Source organism: Bradyrhizobium sp. 41S5, from assembly GCF_011516665.3.
GTDB lineage: Bacteria > Pseudomonadota > Alphaproteobacteria > Rhizobiales > Xanthobacteraceae > Bradyrhizobium > Bradyrhizobium quebecense.
The window spans coordinates 4021068-4047163 of record NZ_CP083721.1 but is presented as its reverse complement, the minus strand read 5'-3'; the positions used below and the strand labels follow the sequence as shown (position 1 = coordinate 4047163).

The 26096-nt window shown below is 63.4% G+C and carries 23 protein-coding genes; 8 read left to right on the top strand and 15 right to left on the bottom strand.

Annotated features, from left to right (window positions below; genetic code table 11):
- Nucleotides 1-47 precede the first annotated feature (47 nt).
- From HAP47_RS19210 to HAP47_RS19185, 6 genes are all read left to right on the top strand, one after another.
- Complete coding sequence (locus HAP47_RS19210) at nucleotides 48-1001, top strand: AraC family transcriptional regulator (RefSeq protein ID WP_173643370.1); 954 nt, start codon at nucleotides 48-50, stop codon at nucleotides 999-1001.
- A gap of 198 nt (nucleotides 1002-1199) precedes the next feature.
- Nucleotides 1200-1790, top strand: coding sequence for a helix-turn-helix transcriptional regulator (locus HAP47_RS19205; protein WP_371821794.1), 591 nt, complete (start codon nucleotides 1200-1202; stop codon nucleotides 1788-1790).
- A 153-nt stretch (nucleotides 1791-1943) separates the two neighbouring features.
- A complete protein-coding gene (locus HAP47_RS19200) occupies nucleotides 1944-5792 on the top strand; it encodes an autotransporter domain-containing protein (protein WP_173643368.1) in 3849 nt (1282 codons plus the stop codon).
- Between the two features lie 518 nt (nucleotides 5793-6310).
- On the top strand, nucleotides 6311-7804 hold the full coding sequence (locus HAP47_RS19195; protein WP_173643367.1) for a DEAD/DEAH box helicase: 1494 nt from the start codon (nucleotides 6311-6313) through the stop codon (nucleotides 7802-7804).
- 316 nt (nucleotides 7805-8120) lie between these two features.
- Nucleotides 8121-9188 carry a GGDEF domain-containing protein gene (locus tag HAP47_RS19190; protein ID WP_173643366.1) on the top strand — a complete coding sequence of 356 codons (1068 nt, stop codon included), beginning with the start codon at nucleotides 8121-8123 and terminating at the stop codon, nucleotides 9186-9188.
- 374 nt (nucleotides 9189-9562) lie between these two features.
- A protein-coding gene (locus HAP47_RS19185) for an IS630 family transposase (RefSeq protein WP_173637148.1) occupies nucleotides 9563-10511 on the top strand; the annotation gives its coding sequence in 2 pieces (ribosomal slippage) (nucleotides 9563-9898 and nucleotides 9900-10511; 948 coding nt in all).
- A gap of 107 nt (nucleotides 10512-10618) precedes the next feature.
- Here the strand turns inward: HAP47_RS19185 and HAP47_RS19180 are convergent.
- The 13 genes from HAP47_RS19180 to HAP47_RS19120 all read right to left on the bottom strand — a co-directional run bounded on the left by HAP47_RS19180 (nucleotide 10619) and on the right by HAP47_RS19120 (nucleotide 23341).
- Nucleotides 10619-11341: an ABC transporter ATP-binding protein gene (locus HAP47_RS19180; protein WP_173643365.1), complete on the bottom strand. Its 723-nt coding sequence runs from the start codon at nucleotides 11339-11341 to the stop codon at nucleotides 10619-10621.
- Nucleotides 11338-12081 carry an ABC transporter ATP-binding protein gene (locus HAP47_RS19175; protein ID WP_210285394.1) on the bottom strand — a complete coding sequence of 248 codons (744 nt, stop codon included), beginning with the start codon at nucleotides 12079-12081 and terminating at the stop codon, nucleotides 11338-11340. Before HAP47_RS19175 ends, HAP47_RS19180 begins: the two co-directional genes overlap by 4 nt.
- A 2-nt stretch (nucleotides 12082-12083) precedes the next feature.
- Entirely contained in the window at nucleotides 12084-13088 is a 1005-nt protein-coding gene (locus HAP47_RS19170) for a branched-chain amino acid ABC transporter permease (RefSeq protein WP_173643363.1), read from the bottom strand.
- A complete protein-coding gene (locus tag HAP47_RS19165) occupies nucleotides 13085-13954 on the bottom strand; it encodes a branched-chain amino acid ABC transporter permease (RefSeq protein ID WP_173643362.1) in 870 nt (289 codons plus the stop codon). The genes HAP47_RS19170 and HAP47_RS19165 overlap by 4 nt, the downstream gene beginning before the upstream one ends.
- Nucleotides 13955-13994: 40 nt before the next feature.
- Nucleotides 13995-15245, bottom strand: a complete 1251-nt coding sequence (locus HAP47_RS19160; protein WP_173643361.1) for an ABC transporter substrate-binding protein — start codon at nucleotides 15243-15245, stop codon at nucleotides 13995-13997.
- Nucleotides 15246-15776: 531 nt separating this feature from the next.
- Nucleotides 15777-16223, bottom strand: coding sequence for a TfoX/Sxy family protein (locus HAP47_RS19155; RefSeq protein WP_173643360.1), 447 nt, complete (start codon nucleotides 16221-16223; stop codon nucleotides 15777-15779).
- Nucleotides 16224-16373: 150 nt separating this feature from the next.
- Nucleotides 16374-16763 carry a HesB/IscA family protein gene (locus HAP47_RS19150; protein WP_173643654.1) on the bottom strand — a complete coding sequence of 130 codons (390 nt, stop codon included), beginning with the start codon at nucleotides 16761-16763 and terminating at the stop codon, nucleotides 16374-16376.
- Nucleotides 16764-16827: 64 nt separating this feature from the next.
- The gene (locus HAP47_RS19145) at nucleotides 16828-17199 is read right to left on the bottom strand and encodes an SUF system Fe-S cluster assembly protein (RefSeq protein WP_028342143.1); all 372 of its coding nucleotides are present in this window, start codon (nucleotides 17197-17199) and stop codon (nucleotides 16828-16830) included.
- Nucleotides 17196-18443: a cysteine desulfurase gene (locus HAP47_RS19140; protein WP_173643359.1), complete on the bottom strand. Its 1248-nt coding sequence runs from the start codon at nucleotides 18441-18443 to the stop codon at nucleotides 17196-17198. Before HAP47_RS19140 ends, HAP47_RS19145 begins: the two co-directional genes overlap by 4 nt.
- Nucleotides 18440-19762: a Fe-S cluster assembly protein SufD gene (sufD, locus tag HAP47_RS19135; protein WP_173643358.1), complete on the bottom strand. Its 1323-nt coding sequence runs from the start codon at nucleotides 19760-19762 to the stop codon at nucleotides 18440-18442. Before sufD ends, HAP47_RS19140 begins: the two co-directional genes overlap by 4 nt.
- A 17-nt stretch (nucleotides 19763-19779) precedes the next feature.
- Entirely contained in the window at nucleotides 19780-20532 is a 753-nt protein-coding gene (gene sufC, locus HAP47_RS19130; protein ID WP_173643357.1) for a Fe-S cluster assembly ATPase SufC, read from the bottom strand.
- Nucleotides 20533-20590: 58 nt separating this feature from the next.
- Complete coding sequence (sufB, locus tag HAP47_RS19125) at nucleotides 20591-22087, bottom strand: Fe-S cluster assembly protein SufB (RefSeq protein ID WP_173643356.1); 1497 nt, start codon at nucleotides 22085-22087, stop codon at nucleotides 20591-20593.
- Between the two features lie 96 nt (nucleotides 22088-22183).
- The gene (locus HAP47_RS19120) at nucleotides 22184-23341 is read right to left on the bottom strand and encodes a cysteine desulfurase family protein (RefSeq protein ID WP_173643355.1); all 1158 of its coding nucleotides are present in this window, start codon (nucleotides 23339-23341) and stop codon (nucleotides 22184-22186) included.
- Between the two features lie 461 nt (nucleotides 23342-23802).
- Here HAP47_RS19120 and HAP47_RS19115 point away from each other — a divergent pair, with 461 nt between their 5' ends.
- The gene (locus HAP47_RS19115) at nucleotides 23803-24450 is read left to right on the top strand and encodes an alpha/beta hydrolase (RefSeq protein ID WP_016843213.1); all 648 of its coding nucleotides are present in this window, start codon (nucleotides 23803-23805) and stop codon (nucleotides 24448-24450) included.
- Between the two features lie 50 nt (nucleotides 24451-24500).
- Nucleotides 24501-24956 carry a hypothetical protein gene (locus HAP47_RS19110; protein ID WP_173643354.1) on the top strand — a complete coding sequence of 152 codons (456 nt, stop codon included), beginning with the start codon at nucleotides 24501-24503 and terminating at the stop codon, nucleotides 24954-24956.
- A 77-nt stretch (nucleotides 24957-25033) separates the two neighbouring features.
- Here HAP47_RS19110 and HAP47_RS19105 read toward each other — a convergent pair whose 3' ends face one another.
- The gene (locus HAP47_RS19105; RefSeq protein ID WP_173643353.1) at nucleotides 25034-25363 is read right to left on the bottom strand and encodes a DMT family transporter; all 330 of its coding nucleotides are present in this window, start codon (nucleotides 25361-25363) and stop codon (nucleotides 25034-25036) included.
- A 3-nt stretch (nucleotides 25364-25366) separates the two neighbouring features.
- Nucleotides 25367-26044, bottom strand: a complete 678-nt coding sequence (locus HAP47_RS19100) for a glutathione S-transferase family protein (protein WP_173643352.1) — start codon at nucleotides 26042-26044, stop codon at nucleotides 25367-25369.
- Nucleotides 26045-26096: the final 52 nt, after the last annotated feature.

The window sequence follows — 26096 nt, the reverse complement described above, 5'->3', positions numbered from 1 at the left end:
CGGCGCCAGCTCTCCGCACGTCCCAAGGGCACTCCAGGGGCTTTTCCGTGTACACATGGTCCACTGAGCAAGTCGATCCCCGCGATCGCTTCGACTATTGGCGCGAGGTGCGCGCCAAGGGGTTGTTCGGCGTCACCGCGGAACTCGAACCCGAGCGCCGCCGCGACTTCTTCGGCGAGTTCTCGCTGCGCCAGCTCGGCGATGCCGGGCTGGTCGAGCTGCGTGCCTCGCCCTACCGCGTCGAGCGGCGCGCCGTCGACATCGCAGATGCGCGCAGCGACAGCCTGTGCATCTACCAGCAGCTCGGCGGTGGCGGCTGGTTCGGCGGCGCGCGGCTCGATGAATTCGCGGTGCGCGACGGCATGTTCGCGACCAGCTATTCGGACCTGCCCTATCGCACCGTCCCGCTGCACGATGACGGCTTCCACCTGCGCATCATCAAGATCCCGGTGACGAACATCGTCCCGCCGGGTGCCGAGCTCGGCGAACTGGTCCCGAGACCCGTGCAGGATGAGACCGCGCTGCGGCCACTGCTGGAATCCTGCTTCCGCGACCTCGTCGAAGGCCATGACGCCACCGCGGCGGACGCGGCGCCGATGGTGCAGGCGCTTGCCCATATCGCGCTGATCGACCGCGGCATCATGCGGCCGAAGAGCCGGCTCGCGCAGCGGGCCCTGCGAAGCGCCCATCTGTCACTGGCGCGCCGCCTGATCCGGCAGCATCTCTCGAGCGCGGCGCTGACGCCAACCCTGATTGCCGGCCTGCTCGGCATCTCGGTGCGTCACCTGCACATCCTGTTCGAGGAGACGGAGAAGACCTTCTCGGAGACGGTCACCGCGCTTCGGCTCGGGCAAAGCCGCCGCCTGCTCCGCGAGCAGTCCGGGCAGACGATCGCCGAGGTGGCGTTTGCCTGCGGCTTCGAGAGTCTCGCGACGTTCTACCGCCTCTTCAATGCCTCGGAATCGATGACGCCGGGCGATTACCGGGCCCGCCAGGCCTGAGCATCCACCGGGGCAGACGATCCGGCCGATCGTCGCGCGATCCGGCATCCACTGGATCGAAGTGAACAGCCTGCGCGCATTGAGAAGATAATTTCCGTCGACTTCGCCAGAACCGCGCTGGCGCTTCGCCCGGTCTCGGCACAGCCGATTTCCTTGCCCGCGAGGCGCGCTCTGATGCAGAGCGAGGGGTTATGCACGATGCGCACAAAGCTTGAGGACGGCCTGCACACGCGCGCCGGCGATGCGGTGAACCAGGCCGCAGCGATCGAGCTCGCCCGTCCAGGCTCCCCGGCGACCGGCAATCGCGGCTGGGTACCGCTGCTCGAAGCCAGCCTTTCCGACTTCAAGGACGCGACGGAGGCCGGAGATACCGTGAGCATTCCTGCGCTGGTCAAGATCATCGCCGACCTTGCGCTGATCGAGCGCGGCGCGATCAGGCCGGGCAGCCGCCGCCAACAGGCGCTGCGCGTCGGCCGGCTCAGCCTCGCGCGCCGTCTGATCACCCGCCACCTCGCGAAGCCCGCGCTGTCGCCGGGGATGGTCGCCGAGATGCTCGGCGTCTCGGTCCGTTACCTGCACGTCCTGTTCGAAGCGACCGGGGCGAGCTTCTCGCAGACCGTCACCGCCCAGCGCCTGAGCGAAAGCCGCAGGCTGCTGTCCGAAAAGCCGCCGCGGCCGATCGCCGATGTCGCGCTCTCCTGCGGGTTCGGCAGCCTCGCCACCTTCTATCGGATATTCAGCGCTTCGGAGGGCCTGACGCCCGGCGAATACCGGGCTGCGGGGCTCTAGCCGCGGCGACGCTCCGCTGTGGCCCTACGGCCACAGTTGGCTGCATTTTCGCGGCGGGCGCGCTTCGGATTGACGGCATGCGCACGTTGAGAAGACAGCGCACGACCGCAGCGTCAGAAACACACAGATACATCCGGGCTTGGGGGCAAGGTCATGATCGGCATCGGCGGCAGGCTGACGATGTGGCGCGGTGCGCTGCTCGGCTCGGCGTCGTTGATCGCGCTGAGCTCCACGGCAGAGGCCGCGGTCTACTGCACGGGCGTCGGCACCGGCAACGTGCTCTGCGACACCGCCCACCCGTCGGACGGCGGGCTCAACACGGGCTTCAATGGTGATCTCACGGTCAACATCAACGCCGGCGCCGGCATCACGACCCGCGGCGCCACGGCGAACAGCGCCGGCAATCTCACTTTCAATCACAATGACCCCGCCGGCATCACGGCACACCAGCCGTACAATGGCATCGGGCTCTCCGCCCTCGGCACGATCACCTACACGGGATCGGCCGACGTCACCGCCGACGGATACGCGATCACTGCCGGGATCGGCAACGGTCTGACCTCCATTACGCAGACCGCCGGCACGATCAGGGGCGGCACCGGCATCCAGGTCGTGGGCAGCGGACCGAATGCCAGCGTCAACATCAACACGGTTGGAAGCCAGATCGTGGCGGGTCAGGGAATCTACGTTCTGACCGACGGTAGCCAATCCGACGTCGCGATCGCGACAGGCGCAGTCACCGGTGTCACAACCCAAGCCGGCGGCGCGATCTACGTCCGGATGGGACAGAGCCTCCATACTGCACGCAATCTTTCGGTCACCACCAACGGCGCGATCACCGGCGGCATCTATCTCCAGAACGGCGGCGTCGGTACGGTCGACCTCACCACCAATGCAAGCGTCTCGGGCAACATCAACCTCGAGGGCAACAATTCGGCCAACACCAGCGCGTTCACGGTGGAGCTCAATCGGGATATCAACGGCTCCGTGAGCTTGCAGAACTACGGCACTGGCACCACGACGGTCCGAACGCACGGCATCACGGGTGGGACGCTTTCGGTGTCCGCCGGCGGCGGCGCCAACAACAGCCTTGTCGTGGACGGCAATATTGCCAAGGGCAGCGGTCCCGATACGGCCTACTACGGCGCCCTGGCGTCGGTCGCCTTCTCCGCCGCCAGCGGCACCAACACCGCGACCTTCAATGGCGATCTTTCCGGAACCTTCGACACCAGGACTTCGACCTCCGCTTCGGCCGGTGGCACCGTCGCGGGCCTCGCGGCCGCGCTCGGAAGTACATCCAGCGACGGTACGGCGACACTGAACGCCAACGGATCGATTACGATCACCGGCATGACAAGATCCGGCTATGTCGCAAATGTAACGGGAGCCACCCTGTCGGCCTCCGGCGTGGTCCCGGTCGATTTCAACCTGCACGGCGCCGTGACGGCAATGTCGATCAGCGACATCGCGTCGGCAGTCGCTGGCATCAGCGTGGTGCAAAACAATCTGAGCACGGTCCAGTTGACCGCCGACGGCGCCGTGACGGCGACCGCAATTGGCACTGGCAGTACGGCCACGGGAATCGCGGCCTCAGGCGCCAGCTTTGCTCCGAGCATCATCAACACCGGCATGCTCACCGTTCACGCCAATGGCGATGTGAGCGCGACCTCGGACGGCGCTGCAACCGGCATCACGCTGAGCCGTGGCAGCACCAGATTCGCTTCATTGACCGCGGGGCTCGGCGGCATCGATCTCGACACCAAGGGGACCGTGAGCGCCACCTCGGCAAGCGCGGCGGCGATCGGCATCAGCGGCGTCATGGTCAATGGCGCCGACAATGCTGCCACGCTGGCGCTGCGCGCCGAAGGCAATGTCATTGCGAACGGCACGGCCGCCGGAAGCTACGGCATCTACGCCCGGCGCGACGGCCTCGGCGACATCAGGATCGACGCGCTCGCCGGCGTGCAGAGCTCAGGCATCGGCATCGCCGCATCGCGCTCGACACCGGGCAACATCTTCATCACGACCGGGACCTTCGTGACCGGCGCCACCGGCATCGTGACGTCGGGCGGCACCACCACGCTCGTCGCCAACGGCACCATCACCGGCATCGGCGGCACCGCCGTCCAGTTCGGCGGCACCAACGATGTGCTGCAAGTGCAGTCCGGCGCCGTGTTCAACGGCAACATCGTCGGCAGCGGGACCAGCGTCGTGCAGTTCGGCGGAACGGCCGCGTCGAGTTTCGACCTGTCGAAACTCGGCATCGGCTTCGCCAATTTCGGGGTTCTTGCAGGCTCGAACTGGAGCTTCACCGGCAGTTCGAACTTTGCCGGAGCGGTCAACGTCGACAGCGTGTTCATCCTCAACGGCGCGATGCCGAATGCCAGCGTCACGGTCGGCCCCAACGGCACGCTCGGCGGCAACGGCACCATCGGCAACACCATCATCAGCGGCACGCTGTCGCCTGGCAATTCGCCGGGCACCATCACGATGGCGAGCCTGACCATGACGGCGGCGGCGACCTATCTGGTGCAGGTCACCAACACGATCAGCGACAAGGCGATCGTGACCGGCACCACCAACATCGCCGGCAATGTCGTCGTCGATCCGCTCGAACGGATCGCCAGGAAGACCAGCTACACGATCGTCAATGCGGGAACGCTGAGCGGCACATTCGGCTCGGCGAACCTGATGCTCGCCAACAACCTCGCTCGCAATCCGGTGCTGAGCTATGTCGGCAACGACGTGCTGCTGTCGCTCGATCCCGGCCTGCTCTCTCCCATCCTGCCGAGCAACGCCGGCATCAACCACAAGAGCGTCGCCAGTGCGATCGACAACGGCCTGCTCGGCGGCGCCAGTCTCTCCAGCGCGTTCAGCGCGATCTTCAAGCTGCCGGGCGACAACCTCCTCAACGGTCTGACCCAGCTCTCGGGCGAGACCGCGGCCGGATCGCAGCAGACCACCTTCAACGCCATGAACCAGTTCATGGGCACGATGCTCGATCCCTTCATCGACGGCCGTGGTCCGCCGGCGATGCCGGCTGAGTCAGTGGCTTACGCAGACGACAATTCGCTGGCCTATGCGGCAAAGCATCCGACCAGCGACGCCACCGCCGCGATTTATCGCAAGGCGCCGGTTGCCCAGACCTATGATCCGCGCTGGAGCGTATGGGCCGCGGCGTACGGCGGCTCGCAGTCCACCGACGGCAACAGCGCGCTCGGCTCGAACAACACCACGAGCCAGGTGTTCGGTACCGCCATCGGCGCCGACTACCGCTTCTCGCCGAACACGATTGCCGGCTTCGCGCTCGCCGGCGGCGGCACCAATTTCAGCGTCGCCAACAGCGGCGGCGGCCGCTCCGACCTGTTCCAGGCCGGCGCCTTCATCAGGCACAATGTCGGCGCGGCCTACCTCGCCGGCGCACTGGCCTATGGTTGGCAGGACGTCACCACGGAGCGCACCGTGACGGTCGGCAGCGTCGATCGCCTGCGCGCCGGGTTCATGGCCAATGCATGGTCAGGCCGCGCAGAGGGCGGCTACCGCTTCGTCGCACCATGGATCGGCGGCGTCGGCCTCACGCCCTATGCCGCCGGCCAGTTCACGACGTTTCAGCTTCCCGGCTACGCCGAGCAGGCCATCGTCGGTGCCAACACCTTTGCACTGGCCTACAACGCCAAGAGCGTCACCGACAACCGCCGCGAGCTCGGCCTGCGCGCCGACAAGTCCTTCGCGCTCTCGGATGCAATTCTGACGCTGCGCGGCCGCGCCGCCTGGGCACATGATTTCAACCCCGACCGCAGCATCGCCGCGACATTCCAGACCCTGCCCGGTGCAAGCTTCGTCGTGAGCGGCGCGGCGCAGGCCGCCGACTCCGCACTCACCACCGCCTCCGCCGAACTGAAATGGTCAAACGGCTGGTCGGCACTCGCAAGCTTCGAGGGCGAGTTCTCCAACGTGACCCGCTCCTACGCCGGCAAGGGTGTGGTCCGTTACGCGTGGTAGCGCCATCCCGACCCGCGGCGGGCTATTGCGTAGCTATCGGCCATGACGTCGTGGAAACGTGCATCTGCGTGATTTCGGAATACTTGAAATACACCCGTGAGTTGCCCGACGTGTCAACTGGCCTGATCGAACCCCCTCCGCCCGCCGGCTCCTTGTGCTTTGCATGGGGTTGTTTTTCGATATTTTGGCGACGCGCCTCCCCCGCAAAGGCGGCGCCGGTCCTCGTCATCGGATCCGGGACTGGCGATTCATTTGACCGCCAAATGACGGAGACGGCGCTTATTTTGGCGAAAACGTTAAGCTTTTTCGGCTATCGGCTGGTTCCAAGATTGACTTTACCGCTTTCGCCCCTATGTTGCGGGCAACGCGGCCCTCGGATCGAAACGCGATTCGTCAGGTTTGCCGTCCGTCAGCGTTAGCCAGAGCCCCCGAGCTTTATAGAAAAGCGAGCCGTTTCGGGGCCGAACGCGACAGCCTTTTACCTGCGATGCCGAACGGCGGTTTCGACCAGAGGCTCAATGTCTTTTTCCAATCTAGGCCTGTCCGATAAGGTCCTCGCCGCAGTCGCGGCCACCGGTTACACGACCCCCACTCCCATCCAGGAACAGGCAATCCCGCACGTCCTCGCCCGGCGCGACGTCCTCGGCATTGCCCAGACCGGCACCGGCAAGACCGCTGCCTTCGTTCTCCCGATGCTCACCCTGCTCGAGAAGGGCCGCGCCCGGGCACGCATGCCGCGCACCCTGATCCTCGAGCCGACCCGCGAGCTTGCGGCGCAGGTGAAGGAGCAGTTCGACAAATACGGCGCCGGTCAAAAATTGAACGTGGCGCTGCTGATCGGCGGCGTCTCGTTCGGCGACCAGGACTCCAAGCTGATGCGCGGCGTCGACGTTCTGATCGCAACGCCCGGCCGACTGCTCGACCACACCGAACGCGGCGGATTGCTGCTCACCGGCGTCGAGCTGCTGGTGATCGACGAAGCCGACCGCATGCTCGACATGGGTTTCATTCCCGACATCGAGCGCATCTGCAAGCTCGTCCCATTCACGCGGCAGACCCTGTTCTTCACCGCGACGATGCCCCCGGAGATCAGCCGCATCACCGAGGCCTTCCTGCACAATCCGGCCCGGATCGAAGTCTCCAAACCCGCAACCACCGCCGTCACCGTGACGCAATTGCAGGTCCCGGCCGGTCGCGAAGCGCATGACAAGCGCGAAATCCTCCGCGGCCTGCTGCGCGACGCCAAGGACCTCAACAACGCGATTATCTTCTGCAATCGCAAGCGCGAAGTCGCCGTCCTTCACAAATCACTCCAGAAGCACGGCTTCAGTGTCGGCGCCCTGCACGGCGACATGGATCAGTCCGCCCGCACCGCGGCCTTGGATCAATTCCGCAAGGGCGAGATTCCGCTGCTCGTCGCCTCCGACGTCGCCGCCCGTGGCCTCGACATTCCCGCGGTGAGCCACGTCTTCAATTTCGACGTGCCACACCACCCCGACGATTACGTCCACCGCATCGGCCGCACCGGCCGCGCCGGACGGACCGGTACCGCGATCTCCATCGTCACCTCGCTCGACAGCAAGTCGATGACGGCGATCGAGAAGCTGATCGGCCAGCCGATCCCGCGCGCCGAGGGCGACTTCACCGTTCATAGCGAAGCATCGAACGACGACGCGGCGCCGCGCCGCTCGCGCAGCCGCGAAGGTTCGCGCGACGGCGCCCGTGGCGGCCGCAAGCCGCGACGTGAACGCGAGCCGCGTCACGGTGAGCGCGAAGCGCGTCAGGGTGAACGCGAGCCTCGTCAGGACCAGGAGCCCCGCCAGGAGCGTGCAGCCAAACCGGAGCGTGAACCGCGCCACGGCCGCGGCACCTCGCCCCGGGCCACCCCGTCGCACGTGCCGTCGATCGGGCGTGCCGAGCCATCGCGGCCGCAGCGCGAGGTGGACCACGAGCCCGCCGATCATTCGCACCTGCCGGCCTTCCTGCTGCGACCTGTCCGCGCACGCGCCTAAGGCCGGTTCCGATGCCGCCGCACCAGCGGCGGTACCCTGCCGAGTCGGTGTCGCCGGCGGCGACCGACGTCCACGCTGATGGCTCGTGTTCGAAGGAAATGCGCGCAGTTTTCGCAGCGCAATGGCGAGCAAGCGAAAAGCTTGCGAAGGCCGAGCCCGCCCCACAGCGGAATCGAGTTCGTACGACATTAGTCGCGGCGAAATCCCCGTAATTCCACTATTTACCTTGCCTTCACTCTCGTCCCGTACCCTCGCTCCAATAATTTAGTCATTGCTGCCGGGTATGACCGGCATTGCGTGCATTGAGGACGTAACAGTGGTCAAGCTGCTGGACGAACACGAACGTACGTTGGCCTTTGCCGAAGTCGCGCTTGGTCAGATTCGCTCGCTTCGCCAGACCGCCGTGCCGCGCAACTACGAAATCTGGTACGTCTACGCGACCGGATACAACGCACCGCTCAACAAGGTCATCAACGAGACGCTGGCGCGCAGCGGCAAGCTCTCGGAATCCGATCTCGAGCAGATCTACGAAACCTACCTTTCGCACATCAAGACCTCGGACCGCATCGACAAGGTCGGCGCGCGTGTCATCGGCGAGATCGATGCCGTCATGCGGCTGATCACCGATGCGCTCGGCGTGTCCGCGACCTACGACGCCAGCCTGGTCGGCGCCAGCGACCGCCTCTCGACCGCGACCACCCGCGACCAGATCAAGACAATCGTCGAGGGGCTCGCCAAATCGACGCGCGAGATGCGCGAGACCAATCAGGCATTGGAGAACCGGCTCGCGCTGTCGAAGTCGGAGATCAGCGACCTGCAACACAGCCTCGAGGCGATCCGCGCCGAGAGCCTGACCGATCCGCTCACTGGCCTCGGCAACCGGAAATATTTCGACCGCTCGATCGACATGGCTGTGCAGGCCGCATTGGACAGCGGCGAGCCGCTGTCGCTCCTGATGTTCGACATCGATCACTTCAAGTCGTTCAACGATTCCTACGGCCATCTCACCGGCGACCAGGTGCTGCGGCTGGTGGCGCAGTCGCTGAAACAGACCATCAAGGGCCAGGACATCACCGCCCGCTACGGCGGCGAGGAATTCGCGGTGGTGCTGCCGAACACCGCGCTGCGCCAAGCGCTGACGGTTGCCGACCACATCCGCCGCGCCGTGATGGCCAAGGAGCTGAAGAAGAAGTCGACCGGCGAGATCCTGGGCCGTGTCACGATCTCGGTCGGCGTCTCCATGCTGAAGCCGGCCGACGACACGGACTCACTGATCGAGCGCGCCGACGCCTGCCTCTATGCCGCCAAGCGCGCCGGCCGCAACCGCGTGATCTGCGAAGCCGATCCGGAATACAGCGCCGAGACCCAGACCCGCGTGGCGTGATCTCCGAGCTGGGCACGAGCACGATTGCGCCGGGCTCACCCATCAGACACGGAGCAACCTGGGCGCTTTCGCGCGAACTGGCATTTGCGCTGCGAGATCGGAGCAGCCGGCCTCAGGCCTGCTTTCGATGAAAGCGATAGAGCAGTAGCCCAAGGGTGACTGCAACAATCCCGTAGAACATCATGACATCGGCGTTGGGATGTCCTTCGACAAAAGCCCACATCGTTTCCCTCCTGGCGGTGAATGTTGCGAGGCCGATTCAGAGCCTCTGCTTCCGGCGCTAGAGCATTTCATTGCTTAACTGAATCGGAGGGGATTCCGGTTTTTGGCGGTTTGTGATTCAAGATGCTGACTGGATTGGAGGCCAGCATCGCATGACCCGACCTCTTTCCCTGGATCTTCGCGAGCGTGTGGTGGCGTCGGTTTTGGCGGGCGAGAGCTGCCGATCTGTGGCGGAACGGTTTGGTGTTGCGGTCTCGTCGGTTGTGAAGTGGTCACAGCGGCAGCGGGCGACCGGCTCGGTTGCGCCCGGCAAGATGGGCGGTCACCGCAAGCCCTTGCTTGATCCGCATCGTGCCTTCATTGTCGAGCGGATCATTCAGACGCCGCACCTGACGCTGCATGGTCTGAAGGCGGAACTGGCAGCTCGTGGGGTCAAGGTCTCACACAACGCGGTCTGGCTGTTCCTGCGCCGGGAAGGGCTGCGGTTCAAAAAAAACACTGTTCGCCCTCGAACAAGCGCGCGCCGACGTCTCTCGTAGGCGCCAGCGTTGGCGATCCTGGCAGGCCGGACTTGATCCGGGCCGGCTCGTCTTCATCGATGAGACTTGGATCAAGACCAACATGGCCCCTTTGCGGGGCTGGGGCCCCAAGGGCGCACGCCTGCGCGGCTTCGCCCCGCACGGTCACTGGCGTACCCTCACATTCCTCGGCGCGCTCCGCCATGACCAACTCACGGCACCCTGCGTCTTCGACGGCCCGATCAACGGCGAATGCTTCTGCGCTTATGTGAAGCACCTTCTCCTGCCAACCCTGCGCGAAGGCGACATCGTCATTCTCGACAACCTCGGAAGCCACAAGTCGAAAGCTGTCAGGCAAATGATCCAGGCTGCTGGCGCCAGGCTCTGGTACCTGCCGCCATACTCGCCCGACCTCAACCCGATCGAACAGGCCTTCTCCAAGATCAAACACTGGATGCGGCAGGCTCAGAGGCGCACCGTCGAAGACACTTGGCGCCACATCGGTCACCTCGTTCAGGACATCCAGCCTCGCGAATGCGCAAACTACTTCGCAAACGCCGGTTATGCTTCAGTCAAAATGTGAAACGCTCTAAAGCATGATCCGGAAAAGTGCGAAGCGGTTTTCCGAAAAGATCATGCTCAAACAAAGAGCGAATGCGCGATGACGATTCAACCTTATCTCATCGCGCATTAGAGATCACCCGTGACCCATTCCTTAGCACTCGCGCCGGCCATCGAGCGGACGCGCTCCTCGTCCCCTGCGAGCTCGGCAGCGCTGCCGCTGTAGATGATCGCACCATCATCGAGCACGTAAGCGCGATCGGCAATGGCGAGGCTGACCCTGGCATTCTGCTCAACCAGCAGCACGGAGATTCCCTCCCTGCGCATTGTCTTGATGATTTGAAAGACTTCCTTGACGATCAAGGGAGCAAGTCCCTGGCTCGGCTCGTCGAGCAGAAGAAGTTTTGGATTGATCAACAGAGCTCTCGCGATCGAAAGCATTTCCTGCTCGCCGCCGGATAGCTGCCGACCGCGACTGTCCCGTCGTTCCGCAAGGCGCGGAAAGGTCTCGAAGACGCGCTTGATATTCCACGCGCCAGGCCGCGCGACGGGAACACGTAAATTGTCTTCGACGGTCAGGTTGGCAAATATTTTGCGGCCCTCGGGCACGTAACCCACACCAAGTCCCGCGACCTGATAGGGTGACATCCGCGTAGTGTCCGTTCCGAACAGCTTTACTTTACCTTCGCGCGGCGGAGTCAGGCCCATGATGCTGCGCAGCGTTGTCGTCTTTCCGGCGCCATTGCGGCCAAGAAGCACGACGATCTCGCCTTCGTTCACCGTCAAGCCGACATCGTGAAGAATGTGGCTCTTCCCGTAGAAAGTCTGCAGGCCCACGACCTCCAGCGTCATCGGCTATCTCCAAGATAGGCCGCCTGCACCACCTCGGAGGCTGCGATCTCGTCGGGTTTCCCCTCGGCTAGCAAGCCGCCCTGATCCAGCACCGTGATGCGATCGGCAAGATGAAACACCACACGCATGTCGTGCTCAATCAGCACAATGGTGTAGTTCCTCTCTTTGTGCAGGCGGCGAATGAGGCTCGTGATCTCATACGTCTCCTGATCACCCATGCCGGCCGTGGGTTCATCAAGCAGCAACAGGCGCGGAAGCCGCGCCAGCGCCATTGCCATCTCGGTGGTTCGCTGGTCGCCGTGAGAGAGTTCTCCCACCAGCCGGTCTGTCTTGGCAGTAAGCCCAACGAGCGCCAGGGTTTCCGTTGCGACGTCGTTGGCCAGCTTGGCGTCGGCCCTGTTTGGTAGCATGCGCAATGTCTGTCCCGCCGCGACCTCGGCCGCCGTGAGCACGTTTTCTCGGACGGTCAACTCCGGAAAGACCTCCGTGATCTGGAACGTGCGCCCCATGCCGAGTCCAACCCGCTGGTGCGCCGGCACCTGCGTCACGTCCTTGCCTTGAAACAGGATCGATCCCTTGGTCGGCGGAAAGTAGCCACTGATCATGTTGAAGAAGGTTGTCTTCCCCGCCCCGTTCGGACCGATGATGGCGCGCAGTTCGCCTGTCTTCACCGACATCGACACGTCTTTCACGGCGACGAGATTACCAAAACGCTTCGTGACGTTGCGAACCTCGAGCATGGTCACACCGATCCGCGTATGCGCCGCATGCCGAGCAAGCCGCGCGGGAAGAAGAGCACGACCAGCACAAAAATCGCGCCGACAAAGGACATCCAGTTTACGGTCATCGACGAGATGTAGTCCTGCAGGACCACGAACAACGTTGCCCCGACCAACGGCCCCCAGAAGGTCCGCATGCCACCCATCACGCACATGACGACGAAGTAGCCTGACAGCGAGTAGTGCAATGCCAGCGGATCGGCAAAGTTGTTGAGCAATGCATACAGCGTGCCCGCAAGCGCAGTCACGAAACAAGAGATCGAGAACGACAGCCAGATCTGGCGTTCGACCGGAATAGCCAGAAAGCGCGCGCGACGCTCGTTTTCCCGGATCGCGCGCAACGTGTGACCGAACGGGGAGCGGACCAGAAGGCCCAGCAGCGCGACGGCAACAGCGAAGACGGCGAGAAGAAAGAAATAAAACCGATCGCCGCCCTGTGTGATGTCCAGCGTCAGCCTGCCAAATCCGATCGGCTCGCGGTGAAAATCGCGCAGACCATCAAAACCTCCGGTGAAGTCGTTCCAGCTATAAGCGAGGTAGTAACAGAGCTGCCCGAATGCGATCGTGCACATCGCAAAATACACGCCACGGCGGCGTACAATCAGGAGACCGAACAAGCTGCCTGCCAATCCACCCAGCAGCGTCCCCAGCAGCATGGCGAGCGGCGTGCTGTGCGCGAGATACCGCAACGTCAGGCCAGCGCCGTAGGCGCCCAGCCCGAAATAGGCGGCATGGCCGAAGCTAAGGACACCCGTGAAACCCAGCAGCAGGTTCAATCCCATCGCCGCAAGCCCAAAGACCAGCACTCGCCCCGCGAGCGCCGTGTAACCGCCGAGCAACGGCAGCCAGTATGGAACCGCGATCAGGGCGGCCCAGACGATCACGAGTACGACCCATCGCGGAACGGCAGGCGTCTGTCTTGCCGAAATCGCCGCGACGGCTGCGTCGGTGCCGACGTCGGTGCTCATGCCATCATCCCTTCCTCGCCCATCAGGCCTCGCGGACGAACGAGGAGCACGATCATCATGATGGCGTAGATCACGGCCTCGCTTGCGGTCGGCAAGAACACTGTCGTGAGCGCCGCCGCCACACCGATCAGGAGCCCGCCGAACAGGGTGCCGATCAGACTGCCGACGCCACCCACGATGATGGCGATGAAGCTCGGCATCAGCAGGTCGTCACCCATGTTGGGGTTCAGGCCGATTTGCCCCGCGGCAAGCACCCCGCTCAGGCCGGCCAGCAAGCAGCCGAGCGCGAAATTGAATGTTCGCAACAGGCTGATGTTGACACCGAGCGAAGCCACCGTTTCGAGATCGAGCGTGCCGGCCCGGATGCGTATGCCGACCTTCGTGTAGCGAAGGAGAGCAAACAATCCGAGCACGGCAACGATAACGACCGCGACCATGAAGACGCGATACCAGGTTATGAAAAAGAGGGTTGGATTGATTGGCTGCGACAGGAACTCGGGCAATCCGAGCGGCAGCCCGTTGGGTCCCCAGATAAAGCGGGCCGCGTCCTGCATCACGAAGGCAAATCCGAACGTAAGCAGCAGGCTGTAGACCGGATCGCGGTTATAGACGCGGCGGATCATCAACCTCTCCACCGCGAGGCCGATCAGCGCAGTGATGAGAGGCGAGACCAGCAACGCCCCCCAGTAACCAAGCACTGGCGACAATGTGAAAGCAAGATAGCCGCCAAGCGCCAGGAAGTTGCCGTGAGCGAAGTTGATTACGTTGCTGAGGTTGAGGATCAGGGACAAGCCCAGCGCCATCAGTACATAGAATGCACCAATAATGAGACCATTCGTGACGTTGAACATTATGACCTGGATCATCTCGACCTCGGCGCTGCCGCTTTTTCAGCCAAAGACCAGCTCAGGCCGGCTCAACCATCTTGCAGCCGGTGTCCGCCACAGAGCCCGCGGCCTGGTCGCCAGGGACCAGCGACGCGGTCGTAAAAACGTCATCCGGCACAGATTTGGACGGGTGCACTTCACCGACGAAAAGGTTCGGCATCAATTCATGATCACCGGCTCGATAGCGCACCTTTCCCGGTTGCAGCGCAACGTCCGGCGGCAGTTCGAGGTCCTCAAGCGCCTTCGCCAATTTCGGCCCTTCCAATGATTTTGCCTTCTCTGCCGCAAGTCGGACCGTGTGCATCGCCACGTAGCCGAACCAGTCGCGCGCGGACGGCGTCTTCTTCGTTGCCGCGCGGAAATCGCCCACGAACTTTACGACCTCGGGTACGTTGGGCTGATTCCACCACCACTCCATGGTCCACCAGCCTGTCTGAGCATCAGGCGGGCACCCCTTGATGCTTTCCAGCTCGAACAACGCGCCGCCAAGCGCCATCTCTTTCTGCATTCCGAATTGCGTGAACTGCTTCATGCAATTGATCTGCGTCAGACCGCCCATATTGTTGAGCAGAACATTCGGCTTGTAGGCCTTCGCCTTGATCAGAGTGGCCGAGAAGTCGGTGTTGTTGATCGGGAGCATGTCTCCCTCGAATGTCCCGCCGGCCTTCTTCAGCGCCTTGATAAAGGCGTCCTGCAAGGTATGACCGTACGCATAATCGGGCGTGATGAAGAACCACTTCTTGCCGAACTTCTTCACCAGTTCTGGCGTGATCGCGTTGGCGTCCATTGTCGTGGTGTTGCAGATACGGAAGACATTCCATTTGCAGTTCGTGCCGGTGATCGGATCGGTGTGGCCACCAGGAACGATGTGGAAGACCTTCTTCTCGTTCGTCACCTGCGACATCGCATAGGCGATGCCGGAATTCACGTCGCCGAGAATCACAGCGACATTGTCGCGATCGATCAGCTTTCGAGTTTTCTGCACTCCGGTGCCGACGTCGTTCGCGGAATCTTCGACCAGAAGCTGAACCTGGCGGCCCAAAATGCCGCCCTTCTTGTTGATATCGGCTTCGGCATATCTGGCGCCGTCGACCTCGCTTTGTGCCAGCGCTGAAAGTACCCCGGTCAGGGGATTGACCATTCCGATCTTTACCGGTTCGTCCGCAGAAGACTTGACGATGAATGGCGCGCCAATCACCTGGCTTCCGGCCAGGGCAACTCCGGACTTGATGAGTGTGCGACGACTGATCGAAAGCCGAATCGTAGCCATTTCGAACCTCCCGGTTTTGTTGCTTTCTGCGAACATTTAATTCATGAAGACAAACTCATTCCCGCTGCCCCAAATGATCTCGAAGAGATCACAATCGCAGAGACCAAGGGCGATTTGACATCGCTGTTAGGAATTGGGCGCGCGGTGCGACTCTGTTCTTCCTGCATCGCAGGTTGCGGTCGCTGCGGCACGCCGATGCGGCAGATTGCCTCACTCCTCCTGCGGCACAAATGCACAATTCGTCTAACCGTGACGCAGTCGATTCAGTGTCTTCGGTTTGCTGCCGTGCAACATCTGACGTTCGCCGAGCAGCGTTAGCTCGGCGAAAAAAGTTGTGAAGTCCGCACCAAAATGAGAGCCCAGCAACGCCCGCGGATCGCTGGCGATCGCCCTTGCGCTAAAGCATGATCCGGAAAAGCGTGAAGCGGTTTTCCGAGAAGATCATGATCAAACAAAGAGCTAAAGCGCGATGACGATTCAACCTGATCTCATCGCGCTTTAGCCGGTCCGGCGCCGACGCTTCGTCTTGCCTCAACTACGCTTCTTCTTGACGTGCGCTCTCTGGACAGACTTCCGCCTTGCGAGCGGCTTCTTCACCGCATCCTTGCTGGCGACTTTCTTTGCGGAAGGCTTCGCCTTACGCGCCCTCGTCCGCTTGCGCAGTGCCGCGCGCTGGGCGGCGCCGAGCGCCGAGCGTGCCCAGACCGCAAGCTCCTCGGCATCGTCGAACAGCCGCGCGGGCAGCTGCCAGTACGAGCTCACCGTCACCGTCTTGGCGCGTGTCTGGTACTGGAACGGCCCGCAGCCTTCGGCCTCGAATTGCGGGATGGTCTCCTCGTCGGCGCGGAAATAGAGCCCGGCGCGCAGCGCGAGCGCGAAATTGGTGCCGTCAGCGGAGATGCCGTAGCCGGAGAACATCCGGCGCAGCGTGACCGGGCCGAAATCGGCGAACAGGTCGGCCAGGAATTCGCGGTCCATATGCCCACCATTGTTCCAGCGCAGCCAAACGCGCCAGCCGCAGCCTGTTGGCAGCGCAGTATGGTCGACGACGGCGTCAACATGCAACGCTGGTAGGTATTGGATCCAAGACGCGAGCGCGATTGCGCCCTCGCGAGGGCGCAGCGGCGATCAGACCGTCGCCGGCTTGAGCTGCACCGACTCACCACAACCGCAGGCGGAAACCTGGTTCGGGTTGTTGAACACGAACTGGGCCTGCATCCTGTCGGCCACATAGTCCATCTCGGTGCCGAGCAGGAACAGCACGGCCTTCGGATCGACCAGGATCTTCACGCCCTTGTCCTCGACCACTTCGTCGGCCGGACGGATCTCGTGGGCGTATTCGACGGTGTAGGATTGCCCGGCGCAGCCGCCGTTCTTGATGCCGACGCGCAGGCCGACGATCTCGGAATCGGCGCGCTTGGTCAGCTCGGTGATCCGCTCCGCCGCGGCATCGGTCAGTCTCATGACCTGCGGGCGCGGCCGCTTCGGCTTGGCTGGGGTCGGTGAGGCTTGTGTCATGTCACTCATGTGGTCAGTCCCAGCGGCAATTCAATCTCGAGCTTAGGTTCAATCCCCTAACGCATCACCACATATTGAGGACGAGGCGCGCCTCGTCCGACATCCGGTCCGGCGTCCAGGCCGGATCCCACACCAGATTGACGTTGACGACGCCGACGCCGGGAACGCTGGCAACCGCGTTCTCCACCATCTGCGGCAACTCGCCGGCGGCCGGGCAGTTCGGGGTGGTCAGCGTCATCAGGATGTCGACCGAGCGATCGTCCTTGAGGTCGACCTTGTAGATCAGGCCGAGTTCGTAGATGTCGGCCGGGATTTCCGGGTCGAACACCGTCTTCAGCGCCGCGACGATCTCGCCGCTCATGCGCTCGGTCTCCTCCGCCGGCAGTGCCGAGGTGGTTTCCATGGTGGCCGTCTTGACTTCGGCTGTATCGGTCATGCGAACAATTCCCGCGCCTTGATCAGCGCTTGCGCCAGATGGTCGACTTCTTCCTTTGTATTATACATCCCGAAGGATGCGCGGCAGGTGGCCGTGACGTTGAACCGCTCTAAAAGCGGCATCACGCAATGGGTGCCGGCACGCACCGCGATGCCCTGCCGGTCGATCACGGTCGCGACATCGTGGGGATGCGCCCGCTTCATCTCGAAGGAGATCACCGGGCCCTTGTTGCGGGCGGTTCCGATCAGGCGCAGCGAGTTGATCTCGCGCAAACGGTCCTGCGCGTAAGTCAGCAGCTCATGCTCATGCGCAGCAATGCGCTCCTTGCCGATCGAATTGACGTAGTCGATCGCAGCACCCAGCCCGATCGCTTCGACGATCGGCGGTGTCCCGGCCTCAAACTTGTGCGGCGGATCGCCATAGGTGACCCAATCCTTGGCCACTTCACGGATCATCTCGCCGCCGCCGTTGAACGGCCGCATCGCCACCAGATGCTCGTGCTTGGCGTAGAGCGCGCCGATGCCGGTCGGCCCGTACACCTTGTGGCCGGTGAAGGCGTAGAAATCGCAATCGAGGTCCTGGACATCGACCGGCAGATGCACCGCGCCCTGAGCGCCGTCGACCAGCACCGGAATGCCGCGGGCGTGCGCGAGCCGGACCACCTCCTTGACCGGAACCAGGGTGCCGAGCGCGTTCGACATCTGGGTGATCGCGACGATCTTGGTGCGCGGGCTCAGGAGCTTCTCGAACTCCTCGATCAGGAAATTGCCCTCGTCGTCGACCGGTGCCCACTTGATCACGGCACCATGGCGTTCCCTGAGGAAGTGCCACGGCACGATGTTGGAGTGGTGCTCCATGATCGAGAGGACGATCTCGTCGCCCTCCTTGATATTCACCCCGCCCCACGAAGATGCTACCAGGTTGATCGCCTCGGTGACGTTGCGGGTGAAGACGATCTCTTCGTTGCGGCGGGCGTTGATGAACTGCGCGACCTTGCCGCGAGCGCCCTCATAGGCCTCCGTCGCGGCATTGGCGAGGTAATGCAGGCCGCGGTGCACGTTGGCGTATTCGCTCTTGTAGGCCTCGGTCATGCGGTCGAGCACCGCATTCGGCTTCTGCGCCGAAGCCGCGTTGTCGAGATAGACCAGCGGCTTGCCGTAGATCTGCATGGCGAGCGCCGGAAAATCCTGCCGCACCAGGGCGACGTCGTAAGAACCGTTGGCGACCGCCTTGTGCATGCTCACGCCCTCGCCTGAAGCCAGCGCTGCGCGGTGGCAATTGCGACCTCGCGCAACGCGTCGCTGGCGATGCTCTCGATCGCTTCGCCGACGAAGGCCTGGATCAGAAGCGCCTGCGCTTCCTTCTCCGGCAGTCCGCGGGCGCGCATGTAGAACAGCAGGCTCTCGTCGAGCGCGCCGGTGGTCGCACCATGACCGCAGGTGACGTCGTCGGCGAAGATTTCGAGCTCGGGCTTGTTGTCGGCTTCCGCGTCGTCGGACAGCAGCAGCGCGCGGGTCATCATCTTGGCGTCCGTCTTCTGGGCGTCCGGACGGACGATGATGCGGCCCTGGAACACGGAATGGGCGCGGTCGTCGACGACGGCACGGAAGATCTCGCGGCTCGCGCAGTGCGGCACCGCGTGATCGATGAACAACGTGGTGTCGGCGTGCTGCTTGCCGTTGATCAGATTGACGCCGTTGGTCTCGACCTTCGAGCCTTCGCCGGCGCAGGTGACCGTCAGCTGATAGCGGCTGACATGACCGCCCGAGGTCAGACCAAACGTGTTGAAATGGGCCTGCGCGCCGAGCGTCACGGTCGCCGAGGAAATGTTGAAGGCATCGACGCTGTCTTCGACCAGACGCACGTGATCGAGCCGCGCATTGTCGCCGATCGCGACAATCAGCCCATCATGGGTCTGATAGGCCTTGGCGCCCTCGCCGGCGAGATAGCTCTCCACCAGCGTCACGCCGGTATCGCGGCCGAGCCGCAGCAGCGAGCGCGTGAACATCGCAGCCGGCGTCGCGCCAGAGGCGACGTGGACGATGTGCAGCGGCCGGGACAGCACCGTCCCATTGGCGACGTCGATGACGACGCCATCGGTCGCCATCGCGCCGTTCAGCGCAATCATCGGATTGGACGTGTCTGACGCAAAGGCCTGCGCGGAAAGCGCGTCCTCGCCGGCGTCGAGCACCTCGCGCAGCGGGCGGATCCCGAGACCCTTATCGAGATTACCGAGGTCGGAGAGGTCGGGCGCGAACGCGCCATCGACCAGCACCAGGCGGCGCACGCCGTCGATCGCCCGCAGCTTGACCGCATCAGCGGCACGCTCCAGCGCCGCCGCATCCGGCGCAGGGGCCAGCGGCAGCACCTCGCGCATCAGCGCACGCAGGTCGGTGTACTTCCAATCCTCGATCCGGCGATGCGGCAGGCCTGATCGTTCATAGGCCTCGAACGCCTCGCGGCGCTGATCGGCGATCTTGCCCTTGCCCGGCAGACGGTCGCGCGCGACGGCGAATGCATCGCCCAGCGCGCGCCCGGTCTCGGTCTTTGCAACAACGTTCATCTGAAAACCCGCATCTGTCAGGCAGCGTCTTCGAACTGCGCGTAACCGGACTCTTCCAGCTCCAGCGCCAGTTCCTTGCCGCCGCTCTTCACCACCCGGCCCTTCGACATCACGTGCACGACATCGGGCACGATGTAGTTAAGCAGCCGCTGATAGTGGGTGATGACGACCATCGCGCGCTCCGGCGAGCGCAGCGCATTGACGCCGTCGGCGGCGATCCGCAACGCGTCGATATCAAGGCCGGAATCCATTTCGTCGAGGATGCAGACGGCCGGCTCGAACAGCGCCATCTGCAGAATCTCGTTGCGCTTCTTCTCGCCGCCGGAGAAGCCGACATTGACGCCGCGCTTCAGCATGTCCTGCGGGATGTTCAGCGACTTCGCCACCTCGCGGACCTTCTTGAGGAAGGCCGGCGACGAGATCTCATCCTCGTCGCGCGCCTTGCGCTGGGCGTTGAGCGCCGCGTGCAGGAAATTCCAGGTGGTCACGCCGGGGATCTCGACCGGATACTGGAACGCCAGGAACACGCCCTTGGCGGCGCGCTCATTGGGCGCCATCTCCAGCAGGTCCTCGCCCTTGAACAGGATTTGGCCGCCGGTGACTTCATAGCCGGGCTTGCCGGCGATGACGTGGGAGAGCGTCGATTTGCCGGAGCCGTTCGGCCCCATGATCGCGTGCACCTCGCCCGGGTTCACCGTGAGCGACAGCCCGTGGAGGATCTCGCGCTCCTCGACACGAACCTGCAGATCTTTCACTTCCAGCAGAGACATCTGATTTTTCCTGAGCATCATCCGCCAGGCGCGTCGGCCGCGCCGTTAGCGGGATGGATTAGCCAACCGAACCTTCAAGGCTGATCGAGATCAGCTTCTGCGCTTCCACCGCGAACTCCATCGGCAGTTGCTGCAGCACGTCCTTCACGAAACCGTTGACGACGAGGCCGACGGCTTCCTCCTGCGAGAGCCCGCGCTGGATGCAGTAGAACAGCACGTCCTCGGAAATCTTCGACGTCGTCGCTTCGTGCTCGAACGTCGCCGAGGAATTCTTGGCCTCGACATAGGGCACGGTGTGCGCACCGCATTTGTCGCCGATCAGGAGCGAGTCGCAGGCGGTGTAGTTGCGCGCGCCGGTGGCTTTGCGGTGCGCGCTGACGAGGCCGCGATAGGTGTTCTGCGACTTGCCGGCGGCGATGCCCTTGGAGATGATCCGGCTCGACGTGTTCTTGCCGAGGTGGATCATCTTGGTGCCGCTATCGACCTGCTGGAAACCGTTCGAGATCGCGATCGAATAGAACTCGCCGCTCGAATTGTCACCGCGCAGGATGCAGCTCGGGTACTTCCAGGTGATCGCCGAACCGGTCTCGACCTGGGTCCAGGAGATCTTGGAATTGCGGCCGCGGCAGTCGCCACGCTTGGTGACGAAATTGTAGATGCCGCCCTTGCCTTCCGAATTGCCGGGGTACCAGTTCTGCACCGTCGAATACTTGATCTCGGCGTCATCGAGCGTGACGAGCTCGACCACAGCGGCGTGCAGCTGGTTCTCGTCGCGCTGCGGCGCGGTGCAGCCTTCGAGATAGGAGACGTAGGAGCCCTTGTCGGCGATGATCAGCGTGCGCTCGAACTGGCCGGTGTTGCGCTCGTTGATGCGGAAATAGGTCGACAGCTCCATCGGGCAGCGCACGCCCGGCGGCACGTAGACGAACGAGCCATCGGAGAACACCGCCGAATTCAGCGTCGCGAAGTAATTGTCCGAGGTCGGCACCACGGTGCCGAGATATTTCCGCACCAGTTCGGGATGCTCGCGGATCGCCTCCGAGATCGGCATGAAGATCACGCCGGCCGCCTTCAGCTCCTTCTGGAAGGTGGTCGCGACCGACACCGAATCGAACACGGCATCGACCGCGATCTTGCGATTGGCCGACGGCGGGCCGCCGGGCGGCGGCTCGACGCCCTCGAGAATGGCGACCTCGCGGAGCGGGATGCCGAGCTTCTCATAGGTCTTGAGGATTTCCGGATCGATCTCGTCGATCGAGGACAGCGTCTTCTTCGGCTTCGGCGCCGAGTAGTAGTAGAGATCCTGATAATCGATCTTCGGATAGTTGACGCGCGCCCAGGTCGGCTCGGTCATGGTTAGCCAGCGGCGATACGCCTCCAGACGCCATTCCAGCATCCAGGCCGGCTCGTTCTTCTTTGCGGAGATGAATCGGACGGTGTCTTCCGACAGGCCCTTCGGGGCCTTGTCAGACTCGATCAGCGTCTCAAATCCATAACGATATTGGTCGACGTCGATGCGCCGGACGCGCTCGACCGTCTCTTGTACAGCAGGCATTCAATCCTCCGCTCGCGGTTTCAAGGACCGCGGTGGATCTCAAGTTCCGAAGTCTCTTACGATGCTTTGAAGACGAAATCACCCGCTTAGAACTGTTCAAGCTGTGTTTCGTCGCTCTCCCTTAACTAAGGTATCGGCGAGCTTTCGCCAAGCCTTGAGGGTCAAATCCACGTCTGTCTCCGTGGTAGACCAGCCAAGACTGAGCCGCACCGCTCCCTGGGACACCTCTGGACGGTATCCCATTGCTGCCAGGACGTGGGACGGCTGGACCTTGCCCGACGAGCAGGCGGAACCGGAAGACACCGCTACCCCCGCCAGGTCGAACCCGATGACCGCGGTTTCGGCCTTCATGCCCGGCGCGGTGAACAAAACGGTATTCGGCAACCGTTTCACGGCATCGGAGAACACCACCACGTCCGGCGTCTGCCGCAGCCCATGCTCGAGCCGGTCGCGCAGCCCCCTGACGCGGGCGGCATCGGCCTTCAGCGCCGCCATCGCGGCCTTCGTTGCTGCGCCAAAGCCTGCGATCCCCGCGACGTTCTCGGTCCCTGCTCGTCGCCCGAGCTCCTGCCCGCCGCCGCGCAGGAACCCCTCCAGTCCTTCAACGCCTTCGGCAAGCACCAGCGCGCCCGCGCCCTTCGGCCCACCGATCTTGTGCGCCGACAGCGTCACCAGATCGGCCTGCGTTGACGACAGATCGAACGCGATCTTCCCAAACGCCTGGATCGCATCGACATGCAGCAGGCCACCGGCCGCGTGGACGATCTCGGCGACGTCAGCCACCGGCTGGATGGCGCCGGTCTCGTTGTTCGCCAGCATCACCGAGACCAATGCGGTCGCACCGTCGGCCAGCAACGCACGCAGATGATCGAGATCGATCACGCCTGTGCGCGTGACATTGATCGCGAAGGTGGCCTCACGCGCAAACCGCCCGCCCGCGAGGACGGATGCATGCTCGATCGCGGACGCCAACAGCCGGCTGACCGGCGCGCCCGCGCCGCGGCGCAAACCCGGCGTCAATGCGAGCGCATTGGCTTCGGTCCCGCCGGAGAGAAACACGACGTCCTGCGGCCGGCCGCCGACCGCATTCGCCACCGCATTGCGGGCCTCCTCGACCAGCCGGCGCGCGCGGCGTCCCTCGCTGTGCACCGAGGACGGGTTGCCGCTCAATTCCCATGCCGCAGCCATCGCCGCCTTCGCCTCCTGGCGAAGCGGCGTGGTGGCATTCCAGTCGAGATAGACGCGATCGGCCATCGAGCTTGTCCGCGGCAACCACCATGGTTGCCGCCTTCCACTGCGACATAACGACAGTCGGGCAGCGAGACCAGATCAGAGTCAGCGGCGCGGGCGATTTTTCACGCTCGCCGGGAGTCCCATCGTGTTGCCAGGCAAGACATCCGCCTGCGCGCCGCGCGCGATAGCAACATGACAAACCAAAACTTCAGGTAGCCAACGAGCAATTCGGCGTATTGATCCGGATCGCCGCCGACGCGCCGGCTACGCGTGCGTCACGGAGCGGATTAGCCACCGCCAAGCCGCACAATTTCCTTGATTTTTGCCCCTTGCGTCATGCTAGAAGGCCCTCCAGCGTGCCGCCCGGCGGTGCTGCGCCGATTTCATCATGAGCTGCTCTGTCCGCGCCCGTCGCCGAAGATGGCTCCAACCGGTTGATTGATCGACGTCAATCAAGGGAACGCGTCAATCAAGGGAACACAATGCCTGAAGTCATTTTCACCGGCCCTGCTGGCCGTCTCGAGGGCCGCTACCATCCGGCCAAGCAGAAGAACGCGCCGATTGCGATGATCCTGCATCCGCATCCGCAGTTCCACGGCACGATGAACCACCAGATCGTCTACCAGTGCTACTACGCGTTCGCGCATCGCGGCTTCTCGGTGCTGCGCTTCAACTTCCGTGGCGTCGGCCGCAGCCAGGGCTCGTTCGATCACGGCACCGGCGAATTGTCCGATGCCGCGAGCGCGCTCGATTGGGCGCAGGCGATCAATCCGGAGGCGCGCGCCTGCTGGGTTGCGGGCTTCTCGTTCGGCGCGTGGATCGGCATGCAGCTTCTGATGCGCCGGCCCGAGGTCGAGGGCTTCATCTCGATCGCGCCGCCCGCCAATCTCTACGACTTTTCGTTCCTCGCGCCCTGCCCGTCGTCGGGCCTGATCGTGCACGGCGACAAGGATGCCGTGGTGCCGCCCAAGGACGTCAACACGCTGGTCGAGAAGCTGAAGACGCAGAAGGGCATCGTGATCGACCAGCAGGTCATCCCCGGTGCCAACCATTTCTTCGACGGCAAGCTCGAGCCGCTGATGGAGACGGTGACCGGCTATCTGGACATGCGCCTCGCCAACGTGCGTTGAGGCGAGCGATCGATGAATCGATCGCCAAGCAAATCCATCGGCCACACGCCATGTTCCTGACGGGATGCATCCGTGTGTGGCCGAAAGTAACGAGACTCCCTTTCCTACTGGCAGCAAGCACCCTGCTGTCTGGCTGCTCGGACGCTGTTCCAGAATCCAGCCTGGTTGGCACCTACCGTGCTAACTATGGCGGAGAGACCACAACCCTCATTTTGAAGCCCGATCACACTTTCACACACACAGTCGTCGCGAACGGGCAAAAGGTCGAAGAGCAAACATCCACTTGGACGGTCAGCCAACTGGAGTCGAAGTGGTATAAGTGGACGACGGTCGATTTTACCAAGTTCGTCACCACGCGATCGTATCGGATTAGCGAAGAGATCCGCTTGCAGCGGCCGATGAAAGCGGGCTGGGTCAGTGAGGTCGAGCGCTCCTGGTTGGGGCGTATCGACCTGTGCTTCGATTCAGACGTCGGCTACTGCTACACCAAGCAGAGCGGTCCGTAGGAACCGCGTCAGCGGGGCGACATGCGGGGCCGCAGCGGACACAGGCCCGGACATCGCCCCGCCCATCCAGGCTACGTCTACTCCGGCGCCAGCTTCAGCGCCGCGATGCCGATGAGCACGAAGGCGATCCCCGCCACCTTCATCGGGTTCAGCGCCTCGTTGAACAGCAGCACGCCCATGGTCAGCGTGCCGACCGCGCCGATCCCGGTCCATACCGTATAGGCGATGCCGACGCCGAGCACCTGCAACGCGCGCCCGAGCAGGAACACGAACGCGGCGAGCAGCGCCAGCGAGACCAGCGTCCAGCCGAGCCGCGTATATCCTTCGGCATATTTCATCGAAATGGCCCAGCCGACGTCGAGAAGACCGGCGATGACGAGCGCGATCCAGGCAATGGAGTGCGACATGGCTTACGCGGCAAGCTTCAGCATGTGCGCGCGGTGGCCGACCAGGAACGCGTGCAGCAGCGCGGGATAATCGGGCGAAACGGCGCTGCGCACGCTCGACCGCTGTGCCAGCGCGCTGCGCCAGGCGCGAAGTTTTGGCGTGTGGGTGAAAACAGCCAGATCGGTCAGCTGGTCGAACAGATCGAAGTAGCGAAAAATCGGCGCGAACACCGCATCCACCAGACTGAATCTCTCGCCCGCGAAGAACGGCCCCGCGCCGAGCGCAGCCTCGACGCGCGCGAACTTCGCGGCGACCGCCTGCCGCTTGCTCTCGAAGGTCGCGGCATCGGTCGCAGTCTCGAGCCCCCAGAGGTCGCCGAGAATGGCCGAGCCGAATTCCATCCAGGCGCGATGCTCGGCGCGCGTCAGCGCGTTCTCGGGATGCAGCTTCGCGCCGGATTGCGTCTCCTCAATGTACTCGCAGATCACGTTGCTCTCGAACAGCGCGACCTCCTTGCCGTCGTCACCGGTCACGACCAGCACCGGCACCTTGCCGAGCGGCGAGATCTTCAGGAACCAGTCCGGCTTGTTGGCGAGATCGATGTCGATCCGCTCGAACGGCACGCCCTTCTCATGCAGCGCGATCACCGCGCGTTGCACATAAGGACAGAGCTTGTGGCTGATCAGCTTCAGGGCGGCCATGACGAACCTCGCGTTCAATGCAACTGCATCGAATTAAATGCTGCGGCATGGA